A 15,797-nucleotide genomic window follows, 5' to 3' on the forward strand; every position below is an offset into this window, starting at 1 on the left:
AACGGGTGGTGAGCCGAATGACGCATCGTTTCTCCTGGCTGCGGTTTGCCGCAGCGGCCTGCGTCGCGGGCACGGCCCTCACGGCCGTGCCCGCCCATGCGGGCATGTTCGACGACGATCAGGCCCGCCAGGCCATTCTCGATCTGCGCTCGAAGACCGATAGTCTGTCGAGCCAGCTATCGGCGGCGCAACGCACGATCCTCGATCAGTCCAACCGTCTCGACCAGCTCAACCAGCAGGTCGCGACGCTGCGCGGACAGAACGAGGACATGGCGAACCAGCTCACGACGCTGCAAAAGCAGCAGAAGGACTACTACACCGATCTCGACACGCGCCTGAAGAAATTCGAGCCGCAGCAACAGACGGTGGACGGCGTCCAGGGCGAGGTGCAGCCGGGTGAAACCGATGCGTTCAACGCGGCTTCACAGCAATTCCGCAGCGGCGACTTCAAGAACGCGGCGGCATCGTTCCGCAGCTTCATCTCCAAATATCCGAACAGCCCCTATCAGCCGACCGCGCAATACTGGCTCGGCAACGCGCTGTATGCACTGCGCGACTACAAGGGTTCGACGACTGTCTGGCAAGGTGTCGTGAAGAACTATCCGCAGCATCCGCGTGCACCGGAAGCGCTGCTCGCGATCGCGAACAATCAGCTCGAACAAGGCCAGAAGGCCGCGGCGAAAAAGACGCTCGAGCAGATCGTCGCGCAATACGCCGGCTCGGACGTCGCGCAGTCGGCGCAGAACAAGCTGTCGCAGATCAAGTAGATCGTGGTGTCGGATTGATCACGTTTTGATGTAGTTGGCGGTAACGCGCAGTGTCCGAAGTGATAGCCACGCGCGCCTCTCGCTGGAAAGCCCGGGTAGTGATGCCCGGGCTTTTCATTTTGGGCGACGGTCTTGCCGAGTTGACAGGGCATGGGTGCGCCGATATAATTTCGCTTCTCTTTTGGGTCGTTAGCTCAGCTGGTAGAGCAGCGGACTTTTAATCCGTTGGTCACAGGTTCGAATCCCGTACGGCCTACCAAAAGATTCGAGGGCTGACATGCGAAAGCATGTCGGCCCTTTTCTTTTTTCCTTTGCCCGCGTGTGCAAACAGGTACGCGTGCGGCAAGCGAGCCGCCTCTTCCCGTCCGCCTCAACGTAGCCTTCCGTTCAGGCACTGCCCTCCGCCCTCCAACGCCGCCAAAAAACACCAGGCATCCCGCAACGACATCGCGCCAGCGCATTCTTATCTTTTTAGTAATTTTCGATTCATGTTTGTGCCACGGGTGGTTTGTAGCCTCGCGACTTGCAATACCGGCTGCAACTTTCAAAAAATTTCACCCACCCTACTCAAACACACAGAATGCAAACCACCCTGAAGGCGCTTCCGATCGCGGTTCTGATCTCCGCCATCTACGGCTGCGGCGGCAGCACCCAAAACCCGTCGAGCACGAGCGCGCCGCAAGGCACCACGAGCAGCACCCCGGCCACGACGACGACGCCCTCGACTTCCGCCAGCAACTATACGGCTGGCAACCTGCTGATCTCGCGCACGGCCTATGATCCGGCGTACGTCGTGAGCGGCACGCTGCCTTATAACGCGACGCCCACGACCACCAATACGTCGCCCGTGACGGCCGTCACGCCCGGCGGCTTTCCGAACGTGTTCACCAACGATTCGAACGACGCCAACTTCGGCGTGACGTCGGAAGCGTATCTGGACCAGTGGGCACCGAACGCGACGAGCCCGTCGCAAACGCTGGACGTCACCGCTCTGGCCGCGAAGAGCAACGTGAATTTCGCCACCAGCTTCGCCTCGAAGTCGGAACTCGCGCTGAACGTGTCGCTGGATCAGAAATCGCTGACCTTCACCGGCTACAACGCGTCGATCGACCAGCTCGATATCTCAAACACGAATACGCCGGGCGTGGTCGACACGACGAATACCGACGTCGCAACGCCTACCTACCGTACCGTCGCGCAGCTGAATTTCGCCGATAACAGCCTGTCGTTCACGAACACCAACGCGTACGCCGGCAACAACAGCCGCGCGGCCGTGCTCGCCAACGGCATGTACTACATCGTCGGCAATGCCGGCAATTCGGGCAAGAATCCGAAGCCGACGACGGCCCAGCTCGACATGCTGACGATGAACACCGGCGTGCAAAGCATCGCTCCGGGCAGCCAATGCGCGTTCACGCAAGTGATCGGCGCATTCCAGTCCGGCACGGGCACCGGCACGTACGCGGTCGCACCGGCTGGAACGGCGTGCTCGCTGGCGTCGATGGGTTCGATCACGGGCGGTAGCTCGACGGGCGACCAGTTCGGCTTCTCGATCGCGAGTCTGCCGACCACGCCCGCGACGGCCGCCGACAAAACCGGCAAGGACGCCAACTACCGCGGCCTGTTCGTCGGCCCGGACGGCACGATGTACGTCTCGAAGGGCAGCGGCGGCAACGGCGTGAACACGGTGTACCAGGTCGGCGCGACCGGTGCGCTCGCCAATGGCGGCAAGTTGCCGCAAAACGCCGCGACGACGATCGTGCCTGGTTTCCCGACGGCCCTCGCGACCAACCTGACGGCGCTCACGTCGCCTAGCCAGGTGACCGGCACGGTCTATCCGTTCGGGATGTGGATCCCCGCGTCGAATCCGTCGATCATGTTCGTCGCTGACGAAGGCGACAGCACGCCGGGCGACCAGGTGAGCGGCAGCGGCGGCCTGTGGGTCTATCAGAACCAGAACGGCACGTGGAAGCCGCTCGCCAACCTGACGACCGGCCTGAACCTCGGCACGGCCTACACGGTGACGGACACGACCGGCGCGTACGGTACGAAGGGCGCGAGCTATACGACGACGCCTGACGGCTTGCGCAACATCACGGGCCAGGTCAACAGCGACGGTTCGTTCACGATCTACGCGGTGACCTCGACGATCGGCAACAGCCTCGGCACCGCGTTCGATGCGGGCGCCGACTCGAACCAGCTCGTCAAGATCACCGTGAGCATCAACGGTTCGACGGTGAGCTCGGCGAAGGGCTTCACCGTGATGCAGACCGCGCCGTATGGCCAGGCGCTGCGCGGCGTCGCACTCGTGCCGAAGTCCTGAGCGGGTTAGTAGATTCAAATGAAACGACCTGCCATCCGGCAGGTCGTTTTTTCTGGCACGCTCCAACGTAAAATCCGTCGCGAGCAATCGCCGTCTCGCCTCAACGCGCCGGCAGTCCCGCATTGAACCGCAACACGATCCTGCAGCCTGGCGTGTTGTCGTGAATCTCCACGACGGCCTCGTGCACCCGCGCGATCGCGGCCACGAGACTCAAGCCGACGCCATGCCCCGAAGTCGCCGCCTCCTGCCCGTTTCTGCTGCGATAGAACGGACGCAGGACAGCATCGCGCTCACCTGCCTCGATACCGGGTCCAGTATCCGCGACCTGCACGACGGGCCTTCCCGCTTCAAGCGTTGCTTGCAGCGTCACCGCGCCGCCACCGGGCGTAAACTTCAGCGCGTTATCGAGCAGATTCTCGATCGCGCCGAACAGCAGATCCACGTCGCCGCGCGCGAAAACTGGTTCGGACGCAAGCACCGCGACCGACAATCGACGGTTCTCCGCGACCGGCTCGTACAACTCCGCGACGTCGCGCAGGATGGTGTCCAGCGACACGTCGCAGAAGCTCGCGCGTCTGACATCCGCTTCGACCTCCGCGATCCTCAATAGCGCGGTGAAACGGTTCAGCACGACGTCCGATTGCGCGATCGCGGTGTCGACGGCGCTCGTGTAGTCGTCGACGGTATGCGAGCGCCGCCGCGCGCGTTCGAGGCCCGCGCGCAGATGCGTCATCGGCGTGCGCAGATCGTGTGCGATGCCCGCGCACACGCCGCGCACTTCGGCCACCAGCCGCTCGATTTCATCGAGCATCAGGTTGACGATTTCCGCCAGACGGTCGAGATCGTGATGCGTGCCGCGATTCGACAGACGCCGGTTCAGTTGACCCGCCATGATCTCGCGCGCCGTCAGACTCATCGAGCGGATACGCCGGTTCGACATCGCGTGAAGCGCGGCGCCGCAGCCGACGGCAAGCAGAATCGTCAGCATGAGCCCGAGGCACAGGATCTTCACGAGCGTATGGTCGAAATGAATGATCTCGTCGATCGAGTGACCGACGACCACCCGCAGACCGCTACGCGTCGGCACGATGATGCCGCGAAAATGACTGGCCAGCGACGGCGGCCCGTCGTCCATTGCTTGCGTGTAGTAGAACGGCCGGCGCTCGCGCTCGGCCGGCAACGCATGGATATTGCCGGCGAGCCAGCGGCCTTCTTCGTCGAACACGCCATAGGGCCGGCTGCTCGCGATGTCGCGCCGGCTCAGCGCCGCGATATTGGCGATCGCCTCGGCGCGGCCGATCGAGCTGAACTCGGCCACTTCTCCGCGCAGCCGTTCATCGACCTCGTGCAGCAGATACGTGTGCATCATCCAGTAGAGCATCGCGAACAGCACGACCGCGCAACTGATGAACACCATCAGCAGCCATGTGACGTTGTTCGCCGGCAGGCGCGGCCAGCGCCTATTCGCCGGCACGGAGGACATAGCCGACATTTCGAACCGTGTGGATCATCAGCGAAAACCGTCCGTTCAGACTGATCTTGCGGCGCAGATGACCGATATGCATGTCGATCACGTTGGTCTGCGCATTGAAGCGGTAATTCCAGACCGACTCGAACAGCATCGCGCGCGTCACAGGCTGCTCCGTATGCAGCATCAGGTATCTGAGCAACTGGTACTCGCGGGGCTTCAACTCGATCGACTCGCCCGCGCGCCGGACCTGATGCGTGCCCATATCGAGCACGAGATCGCCGACGCTCAGCACCAGCGGTTGCTCCGAAGAAGAGCGGCGGCGCAGCAGCGCATTGAGGCGCGCGGTCAGCTCGAGACTGTCGAATGGTTTGGTCAGGTAATCATCGCCGCCGGCGCGCAGGCCGCGTACGCGTTCGTCGACCGCCGAAAGCGCGCTCAGTATCAGCACCGGGGTCTCTTTGCCGACGTTGCGCAACGTGGAGAGGATCGACAGACCATCCACGTCGGGCAGCATCCGGTCGAGCACGACTGCGTCGAAATCGCCGTTGAGCGCGCGCAGCAGGCCGGCATGGCCGCTCGGCACGCTTTCCACCGCGAAGTTGTAGTCCTCGAGCGCGGTGGACACTTCGAGCCTCACACGCTCGTCATCTTCGACGACGAGAATGCGGGGTCTGCGCCCCGCAGGGTAGTTGATCGCTGCTCTGCTTTCCAAGAGGACGTCGTTTCCTGTGGTCGTGCGTCGCCGCATGAACGGCGACGTCAATAGCGGGGGCCGCCTATGCGGGCGCGGAGTATGACATGGTCATGTTGCTGCTTCATGACGCGTCCCGGGCGGAGCCGAAAACCGTTCACACGTGCAACTAGTCGAGCTTCAGTGCCGCGCGCACTTCCGCCTTCGCATCGGCAAAGTCGCGCTGAAAATCCGGATTGGCCATCAGCGCCGCCGCGACGAGCGTTCCGTCGATGCGACCCGCTTCGACATCGCTCGGATAGTGGACGCCGTCGACGACGCGGTTCATGCCGAATTCGCGCCCACGCGCGAATAGCGCATCGCGCTTCTCGGGGACCATCTGTGCGAGCAGGATCGCGCACAGATAGCCGAAGGTCGCGTGACCGCTCGGGTACGAGTGGTAGTCGTCGCCGGGCCGCTTCGGCACGATCGGTTGCACGTCGCGGCTCGCGATGAAGGGCCGCGCGCGGCTAAAGAAATGCTTGCCACCTTTTGCGACCCGCTCGGCATCGTGATCGACGGCTTCGAACAGCGCAGCGGTTTTCGGACGCCAAGCGGAATTTTACGGGCGTCGAGATAGCTCGCATCCGCGGACGGTGCGGCGTAACTCGCCGCACTTGCAGCGACGAAGAGGGAAGCCGCGAGCGGCAAGTAGGTCAAGCGTTTCATCGTGTGCGAGAAATGAAGAGAGATTGCAGCGAAGCGGCACGGCGCTATCGCCGCCAGGAGAAAAGGCGTGATTCACCGCCTGAACGGTGCTGCCGATGCTAGTGCGCACGTATGAATGCGCGGTGTCCACAAACTTACAAACGTGAGCGCGTCGCATCGCGTCAGTGCGGATCGCGCTGTTGTGGGGCATCCGTAATAGCAACTTTAGATTCGTAAGATACCGATCACTTCGCATTAACGGACGGTTGATAGCATCCCGCCTCGTTCGACTACCAGTTCATCGCCCCACTCGCGAAAGGATGCTGCACCATGCAACGGGTTAGTTTTCCCCTTAGAAAGAAGCCGCTGACGCAATTCGTTCTTGCCACACTGTGCGCGGCCGGCGCGCAGATCTCGCATGCCCAGACCTCGGGCGATCTCGGCTCCGTGCAAAGCACGGCCGTCTCGTCATCGAATAGCGGCACGGCCACCAGCACCAACGTGCAGTCGGCACCGGCACAGGCGCCGTCGCAAGGCTCGCTCACTGCAACCCAACCGCAGTCGGTGATCAGCCGGCACTACATCGAAAACAGTACCGCTCCGACCGCGAACTACAGCGAGATCGTGCAGATCGCGCCGAGCGTGTCGAATGTTTCTCCGAACGGCTCCGGCCTGATGGAATCGCAGAGTCTGTCCATTCGCGGCTTTCAGGACGGTCAGTACAACGTGACATTCGACGGCATCCCGTTTGGCGATACCAACGACTTCACCCATCATTCGACGTCGTTTTTCTCGAACCGGGTGCTCGGCAATATCGTCGTCGACCGCGGTCCCGGCGACGCTTCGCAGATCGGCTTCGCCACCTTCGGCGGAACGATCAGCCTGCAGTCGAGGGATCCGTCGGCATCGCCGGCATTCTCGGTGCTCGGCTCGTACGGCAGCTTCGACACATGGCAGGCCGGCGCCGAGTTCAATACCGGCTATCTGCAGCAATGGGGCGATGCGCGCGCAATGGTCGGCTATGCGCAGAGCAGCAGCGACGGTTATCTGACCAACGCGGACCAGCGCCGTCAGAACGTCTACTTCAAGCTCGACAAGCCGATCGGCGACAACACGCTGCTCACGCTGTTCGCGACTTACAACAACATCCACCAGAACGTGCCGCTCGGCGCGACGGCCGCGCAGATCCAGCAGTTCGGTCCCAACTTCGGTCTTAGCGCCGACCCGACGAGTCAGGCCTATGCCGGCTACAACTTCGACAAGATCAACACGGACTTCGAATACATCGGCGTGAAAACGAAGGTCGCCGAGTGGGTGATCGACAACAAGCTCTATACGTACGGTTACTACCACAACGGCTTCAACGGACTCGACCCGAACGGTGAAACGCCAAACGGCACGATCTTCGGCCCGAACAACGTGCCGGGCCAGGAAATGAACAACAACTACCGCGCGTTTGGCGACGTCCTCGCGCTCGAGCGGCAGCTCGGTCCCGGCAAGCTGCAGACCGGCATGTGGATCGCGCACCAGTCGAACTTCCGCGACAACTTCAATGTCGATTCGTCGCTGAACTTCGCGTTCATCTCGCAGAACTTCACGATGAACGACACGATGCTGACGTTTCAGCCGTATCTGCAATACGCCTGGCAACTGCAGAACGGTTTGACGATTACGCCGGGACTCAAGTACGTGTCGTTCAACCGCAGCATCGATACGCCGATGAACCAGAAGACCGGTGAGCCGCTCGATTTCAGCCACACGTGGGACAAGGTGCTGCCGTCGTTGACGCTGCACCAGCAGATCACCCCGCAATGGAGCGCGTATGCGCAGTACGCGCAGGGCTTTCTCGCGCCGAACCTGAATGTGTTCTATGTCAACGATCCGACCGTCTCGGGACAACCCGATCCGGAACAGACCGACAACTACCAGATCGGCACGACGTACAAAACGGGGCGTCTGACCGTCGCCGCCGATCTGTACTACATCAACTTCCGCAACGCGGTGACGAGCCGCACGGTCGGCAACAACGTGATCTTCTCGAATGCGGGTGGCGCGACCTACAAGGGGGTCGAAACCGAAGCGACCTTGTCGGTCGGCGACGGCTTCAGCCTGTACGGCAATCTGACCTTCAATTCGGCCAAACAGAAGAGCACCAATACGTGGATGCCCAACGCGCCGCAATCGACGGCCGCCGCCGGCGTGCTCTACGAACGCGGGCCGCTCAACGGTTCGTTGCTGATGAAGTTCGTCGGCCATCAGTATGGCGATACCGGCAACACCCAGCCGATCGGCGGCTATGCGATCACCAACTTCGCCAGCTCATACACGTTTGCCCGACTCGCACCGTGGACGCATGACACGCGCCTCGGCTTGCAGATCGACAACCTTTTCAACCGCACCAGCATCAATGCGCTGGCCGGCTACACCGCCGCGGACAACACACCGCTTTACTGGACCATCCCGGGCCGCGCGTTCGTCGCGACGCTGTCCACCGATTTCTGAACGGAGCTTCTTTCATGACTGTCGATAACCTGCTGCACCTCGCGAACAATTCCGGTGGCGTGTTGTATGTGATTGCCGCCATGCTGTTCGTTGCCCTGACGATCATCATCGAGCGCTCGTGGTTCCTGCAGCGCGCATCGAGCGGCAGCCGCGCGGTGCTCGACCAGGTCGACCGCCTCGAACAACTGAACGCCGCCTCGCTGACGGCATGCGCCGAACCGTTTCAGGCGCTGCCGATGGCGAGCCTGCTGAAGGTCGCCGGCCGGCTTGCCGGTCAGACGTCGCGCGATGAGCTCGATGCGTGTCTCGACGAAGCGATCATGCGCGAAGCACCGAACATCGACCGCTTCCTGTGGGTGCTCGACACGATCGTCACGCTCGCGCCGTTGCTCGGTCTGTTCGGCACGATCGTCGGTATGTTCAACGCGTTCCAGGTGCTGTCGAATCCGGGCAACGCACCGACCCAGGTCACGGGCGGCGTGGCCGAGGCACTGATCGCGACGGCGTCGGGTCTGTTCGTCGCGATGATCGGCCTCGTGTTCTTCAACGGTCTGCACAACCGCGTAAGAGGCGTCGTCCATCAGCTCGAAACCCTGAAGGCGGCGCTCGTGAACCGGCTTGCGGCCAGAACGCATGAGTCGCTCAAGCCGGTGCATGAAGTGCCGCGCCCGGTGGTCGGCAAATTCGCCTCGCAGGGAGTCTGACGATGAAGTATTTCGAGGCGCGAAAGGCGCGCATCGAGATCATCCCGATGATCGACATCATGTTCTTTCTACTGGTGTTCTTCATCATGATCACGCTGCACATGATCCCGAACGCGGGGCTGCGCTCGCAGCTGCCGTCGAGCGCCACGGCGCAAGCGCTGCCGCCGCCGCAGGTCACGGTAACGCTCGCGACCGACGGCAGTCTGTCGGTCGACGGCCGCACGCTGAGCCTTGCGCAATTGACCACCCTGCTCGCCGCCCGCACGGACGTCGCGCATACGGTCGTGACGATTGCCGGCTCGAAGCAGGCGCAGATCCAGCACCTCGTCTCGGTGATGGACGCGTGCCGCGCCGCGGGTGTATCGCAAATCGCGCTCGCCGCGCAGCCCGTGGCGAACTGATATGGCAACCGTACCCGCCTGCGGGACCGTGCAGCAACGAACGCGCCTATTGCCGGCCGCCGCCATCGCGCTCGTCGCAGAAGCGCTGGTGCTCGGCGCGACGATTGCGCTGCTCACGCATACGACCCGGGTGTCTTCCGTGTCGCATGAAGCGCCGCCAACGCTGCTGACGCTGGCGGCACCGGCTCCCGCGCCGCAACCGCCGCAGCCGCCTGCGAAGCCCGTGCCGCCTCCCGCGCGGCCGGTCGTACCCGCGCGCCATGCTGCGCACACGTCCGCGAAGCCCGTGACGGCCGCGGTGCCGAAGCGCGTGCCGACTCCGGTGCCGGTGCAGCCCGCGGCGACACCGACCGAGCCGCCATCCGCGCCCGCGCCGCAACCGCCAGCCGAGCCCGCGCGGCAACCGCCCGCACCCGCTGCGGCGCCGGTTGCAGCCGCGCCTACGCCAAGCTTCGAGGGTGCGCTGCGCGCGGCGATTCAGGCCGCGCTGCGCTATCCCGAGTCGGCCCGCATGGCTGGCATGACGGGCCGCACACGCGTCGCGTTCCGGTATCGCGACGGCGTCGTGTCCGACCTCAGCGTCGTGGTGTCGAGCGGTATCGGACTGCTGGACCGCGCAGCGCTCGCAGCCGTGCGCGACGCCGCTTATCCGAAACCCGAGTCCGCATTCGTGGGCAAAACGCTCTCGGAGCAGTTGTGGGTCGACTTCAAACTCGACGACCACGAATGATGATCCGCTAACGCCCAACCGCACGAGGGACGTCATCCGCCCACCGGAGTGGCGTCCCTGTTCCCAATCCATCCGCAGTACCAGTAAGAATCTACTCAACGTGAAACTGAAAAATATCCTGTCCGCCCTGATCGCCGGCGGCGTCGCTTCCCTGCTCGCGCTGTCGAACGTCCATGCGGCGACGGGCGCCAACGCCGATCAATTCGAAATCGCGAAACGCTACGGCCTCGAAGGCGGCGAGCGTTGGGATTACGTGGCGTACGACGCTGTTCGCCAGCACCTCTTCATCAGCCGCGACACGCACGTGCAGGTGATCGATACGCGCACCGGCAAACCGGTCGGCGAGATCGCCAACACCGACGGCGTGCACGGCTTCGCGTTCGTGGAGGACCTCAAGCTCGGCTTCGTCACCAACGGCCGCGCCAATACGGTGAGCGTCGTCGATCTCGACACCCTCAAGGTCGTCGACAGCATCAAGGCCGCGGGCTCCGACCCGGACGGCATCCTCTACGTGCCGGCCTTGCGGCGCATCTTCGTGAGCAATGGCCACGACGGCAGCGTCAGCGCAATCGACGTCGCGACGCGCAAGGTGGTCGCCACGATGAGCGTGGGCGGCAAGCCGGAGGCGCTCGCGGCGGACAGCCACGGGCACGTGTTCGTCAATGTGGAAGATCGCGCCGAGATCGTCGAGATGGACGGTCGGTCCGCGACGGTGCTGGCGCATTGGCCACTCGCACGGTGCGAGTCGCCGACCGGACTCGCGATCGATCCGGCGAGCGAGCGCCTGTTTTCGGTTTGCGCCAATCACCGCATGATGATCGTCGATACGACGTCGGGCCGTCGCGTGGCCGAGGTGCTGATAGGGGGTCACCCCGACGCGGCGGCTTTCGATCCGGCCTTGAAGCTCGCGTTCAGTTCGAACGGCGCGGACGGCACGCTGACGATCGTGCATGAAGACGATGCGGACCATTACACGGTCGCGCAGAACATGCCAACGCTGGAAGGCGCGAAAACGATGGCGCTCGATGAACAGCAGCACCGGATCTATCTGGTGTCGTCGAAGTCCGGCGCGGCCGACCCGGCCACGGCTGCCAATTCTCATCCGCGCGCGACGGTCATCCCCGGTACGTTCGAAGTGCTCGAGGCGCAGCTCAAGGCACGCTGACGCGCGGCATCGACGCACGGCCGCCCGTTGATCGCGGCGGCGCGTCAAACATCGGTTCGCCTAGATGAGGCCGTGCGCGACGCCGCTCGGCGTCGCCCAGCGCTCGCTGTCGTTCGACACGCCGAAATCGGCGGCCCGTAGTGAAACGGTGGCCGAGCAGGCCGTCGCACGCTTTGCGCTGGCGCGCGCGAGGATGCGTTGCTCGTGCACATAGAAGAATTCGAGTTGGCGCGCGTCGGACGCTTTTCGTTGGAGCTCGAACACATCCTCGAGCACGCGCCGCGACACATGAAAACGCTGAAGTCCGCGGCCCAGCCGGATCTGAAAGACAACACCGTCGCTGTTGTGCGGCACCGCTGCCCAGATAAGCGGAATGCTACTCATGGAGCCCCCGTAACTGGATCTTCATGTCAGGACCATTGACGATTTCATCGTCGCACGGATAAACGCACGGCGCGACTTGTCAAAATTAAACAAGGTTGATTTGGCGTTTTCACCACAGTGGCAGGTGTTGCGACGCAACGCCCCAGCGAATCCTAACTCGACAGCAGTCCGTCGCTTGCGCCGCGCGGTCGTTCGTCGGGTACGATGCAATGCGGCCCGATTTAATTTGCCACGCTTCTCGCTAATTTTTCGGTAGCCGGCATGCAGAAGAATCATTCGCTTTTGCGTCGGGAATCCACACGCAAGGAATATGCGTTGGCTCGTTTGCGTCTTGCCACGAGCCGCCTTATGCGCGCTGAGTCGGAAGCCGAAAAGACACTCGCCACCTGCTGGATGAAGGCGTGGGCAAGCGTCATCGGCGATGCGCAGTTCCCTAAGCTTCCTTACCGACCGGCCACTCCCAAAGCGAGGCGGCGCTCCTCGCCAAGGCTCCGCGATTGACATCTGCCGTCGCTCGAACTGAATGGCGACGCGGCGACATCGTCGCGCACTCCAACCCCATTCATTGACCGTATGGTTCGCCACCTCACAGACCGTCTACACCCTCTGCTCGCATGATCGCTTCACGACGCCTTCGAGCGTTCGCGACAAACAGAGCAACAAAGAAGAGACGACAAAACGGCGAGCGCGTCCCGTAACGATCGGGCTGCCCCGCCGCTCCGGGGGTACCCATGAAAGCTGGAAAGGTAATCTGGGTAGTGGCTTTGCCGTGTCTGATCGAAACGTCGCATGCGCAGGAGGTCTATCTGCAAGGCGGCACGCTGGGCATCGGGGTTGGCGCGGCGTGGAGCGTCACGTCGTGGTTCGGCGTGCACGCGGACTTCAACGCGATCAATTTGTCGCACAACTTCGAGGTTGGGGGCAATCGCTACGAAGACGGCATACGGCTGCGTCAGGGCGGTCTCTACGGCGATTTCTTTCCGTGGGCCGGCACCGGCTTTCGCGCGACAGCGGGCCTGCGTCTGACCGACAACGAGGTCAGCGGCAACTCGGTTCCGACCAACGGCATGTACGTATTCGAGGGCAAAGCCTCGCCGGCCTTTCCTGGCGAATACGCGACGGCGACCGCCCGATACCCGACCGCGATGCCCTACCTTGGCATCGGCTATGGCTTGCACCCGAGAGCCAAAGGCTGGGGGCTCGTGGTCGATCTCGGTGTCGCCTACGGCATTCCAAAGACCTCGTACACACTGTCGCCGGCACTGTCGCAGGCCGCGGGACCGGAGATGAGTCAGCAGATCATCAACACCGGATTGCAGCAACTGCGCGATAAGGTCTCGCCTTATCGATGGTATCCGACGTTGCAGGTCGGCATTTCTTATCGCTTCTGAGGCGCAGCGCACGGAAACCGTCGCAGTACTATAAATTTGCGAAGGACTTTTCACATTCCGATTGCATAAAAAACAAACGAAAGAGACAGCGATACGACTTTCGCTTTTTCTGGTTATTTATCGAGATGAAAAGATATGCAATGATCGCCGCCGAATCAGCGGAGCATGTCTGAACCTTGCGCGAGCATACGTTCCGGCAACCCCACGGCCCATTGCTTTTTCATTGAACCGATAATGACCACCTTTCTGTTCGATCTGCTGTCGAACCTCGCCTTGTTCGCCATCGTATCGATGGCCTGTCGACTGTATAACCGGTTCGGGTCGGGTGCCGCGCTGAGCGGCCCTGCGATTTTCATCGTGATCGCGCTGACCGCATGCGTGCTCGACGGCTTGTTGACGTTTGTCGTGTTCGCCGACGCGCAGAACCGCTATGGACAATTCGCCCTGCCGACGTCGTTTCTTCAGCGTGCTGGCGCGTATGCGCTCGCGATCGTGATCGCGTTCTCGTGGCACCGGATGTCGAGGCGCCGGCGCCCCGTGAAAAGCGCCCCGGACGACGCGGTTGTCATCCAGACGTCACCGTACTCCGAATCGCGGCTGCGCATGTGAGCCCGGCACGCCCCGACCGGCCTTTCACGTACGCCCCGCCATGTTTCATCTCTGTATTGCCGCCGCGAGCAGGGCAGGAACGGTCCTTGCGCATGCGGGCGCCGTCGGCTATAACTCCCGAAGACCGCGCGTTGTGGGTCATGGCACCACCGTCGTTCAATCCGTTGATGGCAACCTATAACGAGGAAACATCTTGGATATCGAAACCGTACGTGCATTCGTCATGACCCGTGGCATCGACATCGGCACCAAGGTCATCGGCGCAATCGTGCTGTGGCTCGTCGGCCGCTGGATCATCGGGCTGATCTCCAACCTGTCGCGCAAGCTGCTCGCACGCAACGGCCGGGTCGACCCGACACTCGCCCACTACCTCGCGTCGATTCTCGCCGGGTTGCTGAACCTGCTGCTCGTCCTCGCGATCCTGGAAATCTTCGGTGTGCAGACGACGTCGTTCGCCGCGTTGCTCGCCGGCCTCGGCCTCGCGATCGGTACTGCGTGGGGTGGCCTGCTCGCGCACTTCGCGGCCGGCGTGTTCATGCAGGTGCTGCGGCCGTTCAAGGTCGGCGATTTCGTCATGGCCGCGGGCGTCACCGGCACCGTCACGGAGGTGGGCCTGTTCGGCACCACGATCGTGACGCCGGACAACGTGACGACCATCATCGGCAACAACAAGATCTTCTCCGACACGATCTCGAACTACAGCGTGCTGCCGTTCCGGCGCGTCGAGCTGACCGCGAAGATCGCCAATGGCGTCGATCCGACCGATGCGATCGCGCGTTTGAAAGCCGCCGTCGCGAAGATTCCGAACGTGGCCGAAAACCCCGCGCCGGATATCGAGGTCTTGAGCTTCACGCCAGAAGGACCGCTGCTGTGTGTGCGCCCTTACTCGTCCAACCAGAACTACTGGCAGGTCTACTTCGACACCAATCGCGCGATCGTTCAGACCTTCAAGGAAGCCGGCTATCCGACGCCGGAAACGCCACTCGCACCGCGCGCGATCACGCGCGATTGATCTGATCGAACCTCCGCGGGCACCCGACACGGGTCGTTGGCATGGCGGCATGAAAAAAGGCGTCGCGAGATTCGCGACGCCTTTCGTGTTTTTCAAGGCCCGAAATACAGCAAACGACTCGTCATCAACGCGTACTCGCGTTCGCGCCATTCTTGCGCAGCATCTTCCACAGCGCGCCGAGCACGATCGGTACGATCGCCGCGCCGATACCGACCAGCACGATCACGTTCAGATACTGACGGATGAACGGGATGTTGCCGAAGAAATAGCCGAGCAGTGTCAGCAGCAGCACCCACAACAGCGCGCCGACGACGTTGAACATCTGGAAGCGGCTCCACGTCATCGACGACGCGCCCGCGACGAACGGCGCAAACGTCCGCACGACAGGGATGAAACGCGCGAGCACGATCGTCTTGCCGCCGTGTTTCTCATAGAAGTTGTGAGTCTTCTGCAGCGCGGCGCGATCGAGAAAGCGCTCGAGCACCGGAATGTGCGTATTGAACACGCGCGGTCCGATCGCGCGGCCGATCAGATAGTTGGTCGTATTGCCCGAGACCGCCGCCACCAGCAGCAACAGGATCAGCAGTCCGAGATGCATCTGCCCGGTCGCGCAGAACGCGCCGCCGATGAACAGCAGCGAATCGCCCGGCAGAAACGGCAGCACCACGAGCCCCGTTTCAGCGAACACGATCGCGAACAGCACCGCGTAGACCCAGGCACCGTACACCTGAATGAAGTCTCCGAGAAACTTGTCGATGTGCAGGACAAGATTGGCGAAATGTAGCAGCGTATCCAAGGAACGTCCTTTTAAACCAGTGTATGCGTAGAGGGAAAACGGCCACCGCGCGACCCTGCAACAGGCGCAGCGAGCGGCGGGCCGACCGCTGCGAATTGACCGCGACATGATACCGAAAGTGCCTCGGGTCGAATGAAAATCTGCTGGTTGGGCGTCTGCGCGGG

At 62.6% G+C, this 15,797-nt stretch carries 16 protein-coding genes and 1 tRNA gene; 11 read left to right on the plus strand and 6 right to left on the minus strand.

From position 1 onward, the window contains the following. The first annotated feature begins 17 nt into the window (after positions 1-17). From ybgF to HDG34_RS22555, 3 genes are all read left to right on the plus strand, one after another. Positions 18-767 carry a tol-pal system protein YbgF gene (gene ybgF, locus HDG34_RS22545; RefSeq protein WP_184034372.1) on the plus strand — a complete coding sequence of 250 codons (750 nt, stop codon included), beginning with the start codon at positions 18-20 and terminating at the stop codon, positions 765-767. Between the two features lie 183 nt (positions 768-950). Then, positions 951-1,026 (plus strand) — tRNA-Lys (locus HDG34_RS22550). A 321-nt stretch (positions 1,027-1,347) separates the two neighbouring features. Further along, positions 1,348-3,090 (plus strand): hypothetical protein, encoded by a 1,743-nt coding sequence (locus HDG34_RS22555; protein WP_184062258.1) that lies wholly within the window; start codon positions 1,348-1,350, stop codon positions 3,088-3,090. A 100-nt stretch (positions 3,091-3,190) separates the two neighbouring features. On the opposite strand, the gene HDG34_RS22560 is transcribed toward HDG34_RS22555, so the two are convergent. The 3 genes from HDG34_RS22560 to HDG34_RS22570 all read right to left on the minus strand — a co-directional run bounded on the left by HDG34_RS22560 (position 3,191) and on the right by HDG34_RS22570 (position 5,823). Continuing rightward, a complete protein-coding gene (locus HDG34_RS22560; protein WP_184062260.1) occupies positions 3,191-4,573 on the minus strand; it encodes a HAMP domain-containing sensor histidine kinase in 1,383 nt (460 codons plus the stop codon). Next, positions 4,551-5,273, minus strand: a complete 723-nt coding sequence (locus tag HDG34_RS22565; protein ID WP_184062262.1) for a response regulator transcription factor — start codon at positions 5,271-5,273, stop codon at positions 4,551-4,553. Before HDG34_RS22565 ends, HDG34_RS22560 begins: the two co-directional genes overlap by 23 nt. Positions 5,274-5,421: 148 nt before the next feature. Further along, positions 5,422-5,823, minus strand: a complete 402-nt coding sequence (locus HDG34_RS22570; RefSeq protein WP_184062428.1) for a phosphatase PAP2 family protein — start codon at positions 5,821-5,823, stop codon at positions 5,422-5,424. Positions 5,824-6,269: 446 nt separating this feature from the next. Between HDG34_RS22570 and HDG34_RS22575 the strand changes: the two genes are divergently transcribed. From HDG34_RS22575 to HDG34_RS22595, 5 genes are all read left to right on the plus strand, one after another. Next, positions 6,270-8,441: a TonB-dependent receptor gene (locus tag HDG34_RS22575; RefSeq protein WP_184062264.1), complete on the plus strand. Its 2,172-nt coding sequence runs from the start codon at positions 6,270-6,272 to the stop codon at positions 8,439-8,441. Positions 8,442-8,455: 14 nt separating this feature from the next. Next, positions 8,456-9,145 (plus strand): MotA/TolQ/ExbB proton channel family protein, encoded by a 690-nt coding sequence (locus tag HDG34_RS22580; RefSeq protein WP_184062266.1) that lies wholly within the window; start codon positions 8,456-8,458, stop codon positions 9,143-9,145. Positions 9,146-9,147: 2 nt separating this feature from the next. Next, on the plus strand, positions 9,148-9,546 hold the full coding sequence (locus tag HDG34_RS22585; protein WP_090803146.1) for a biopolymer transporter ExbD: 399 nt from the start codon (positions 9,148-9,150) through the stop codon (positions 9,544-9,546). A gap of 1 nt (position 9,547) precedes the next feature. Then, a complete protein-coding gene (locus HDG34_RS22590; RefSeq protein ID WP_184062268.1) occupies positions 9,548-10,276 on the plus strand; it encodes a TonB family protein in 729 nt (242 codons plus the stop codon). 100 nt (positions 10,277-10,376) lie between these two features. Further along, complete coding sequence (locus tag HDG34_RS22595) at positions 10,377-11,441, plus strand: YncE family protein (protein WP_184062270.1); 1,065 nt, start codon at positions 10,377-10,379, stop codon at positions 11,439-11,441. 60 nt (positions 11,442-11,501) lie between these two features. Here the strand turns inward: HDG34_RS22595 and HDG34_RS22600 are convergent, their stop codons facing one another. Both HDG34_RS22600 and HDG34_RS22605 read right to left on the minus strand, forming a co-directional pair. Further along, positions 11,502-11,825: a hypothetical protein gene (locus HDG34_RS22600; RefSeq protein WP_184002279.1), complete on the minus strand. Its 324-nt coding sequence runs from the start codon at positions 11,823-11,825 to the stop codon at positions 11,502-11,504. Positions 11,826-11,846: 21 nt separating this feature from the next. After that, positions 11,847-12,101 (minus strand): hypothetical protein, encoded by a 255-nt coding sequence (locus tag HDG34_RS22605; RefSeq protein ID WP_184062272.1) that lies wholly within the window; start codon positions 12,099-12,101, stop codon positions 11,847-11,849. Between the two features lie 455 nt (positions 12,102-12,556). On the opposite strand from HDG34_RS22605, the gene HDG34_RS22610 reads away from it, so the two are divergent. The 3 genes from HDG34_RS22610 (at position 12,557) to HDG34_RS22620 (ending at position 14,837) form a co-directional block, all read left to right on the plus strand. Next, entirely contained in the window at positions 12,557-13,216 is a 660-nt protein-coding gene (locus HDG34_RS22610) for a hypothetical protein (RefSeq protein ID WP_184062274.1), read from the plus strand. A gap of 234 nt (positions 13,217-13,450) precedes the next feature. After that, a complete protein-coding gene (locus HDG34_RS22615) occupies positions 13,451-13,825 on the plus strand; it encodes a hypothetical protein (protein ID WP_184062276.1) in 375 nt (124 codons plus the stop codon). A 193-nt stretch (positions 13,826-14,018) separates the two neighbouring features. Continuing rightward, positions 14,019-14,837 carry a mechanosensitive ion channel family protein gene (locus tag HDG34_RS22620; RefSeq protein ID WP_184062278.1) on the plus strand — a complete coding sequence of 273 codons (819 nt, stop codon included), beginning with the start codon at positions 14,019-14,021 and terminating at the stop codon, positions 14,835-14,837. A gap of 124 nt (positions 14,838-14,961) precedes the next feature. On the opposite strand, the gene HDG34_RS22625 is transcribed toward HDG34_RS22620, so the two are convergent. Further along, complete coding sequence (locus HDG34_RS22625; RefSeq protein ID WP_176078921.1) at positions 14,962-15,633, minus strand: VTT domain-containing protein; 672 nt, start codon at positions 15,631-15,633, stop codon at positions 14,962-14,964. Positions 15,634-15,797 lie beyond the last annotated feature (164 nt).

It is taken from the genome of Paraburkholderia sp. HC6.4b, assembly GCF_014200875.1.
GTDB lineage: Bacteria > Pseudomonadota > Gammaproteobacteria > Burkholderiales > Burkholderiaceae > Paraburkholderia > Paraburkholderia tuberum.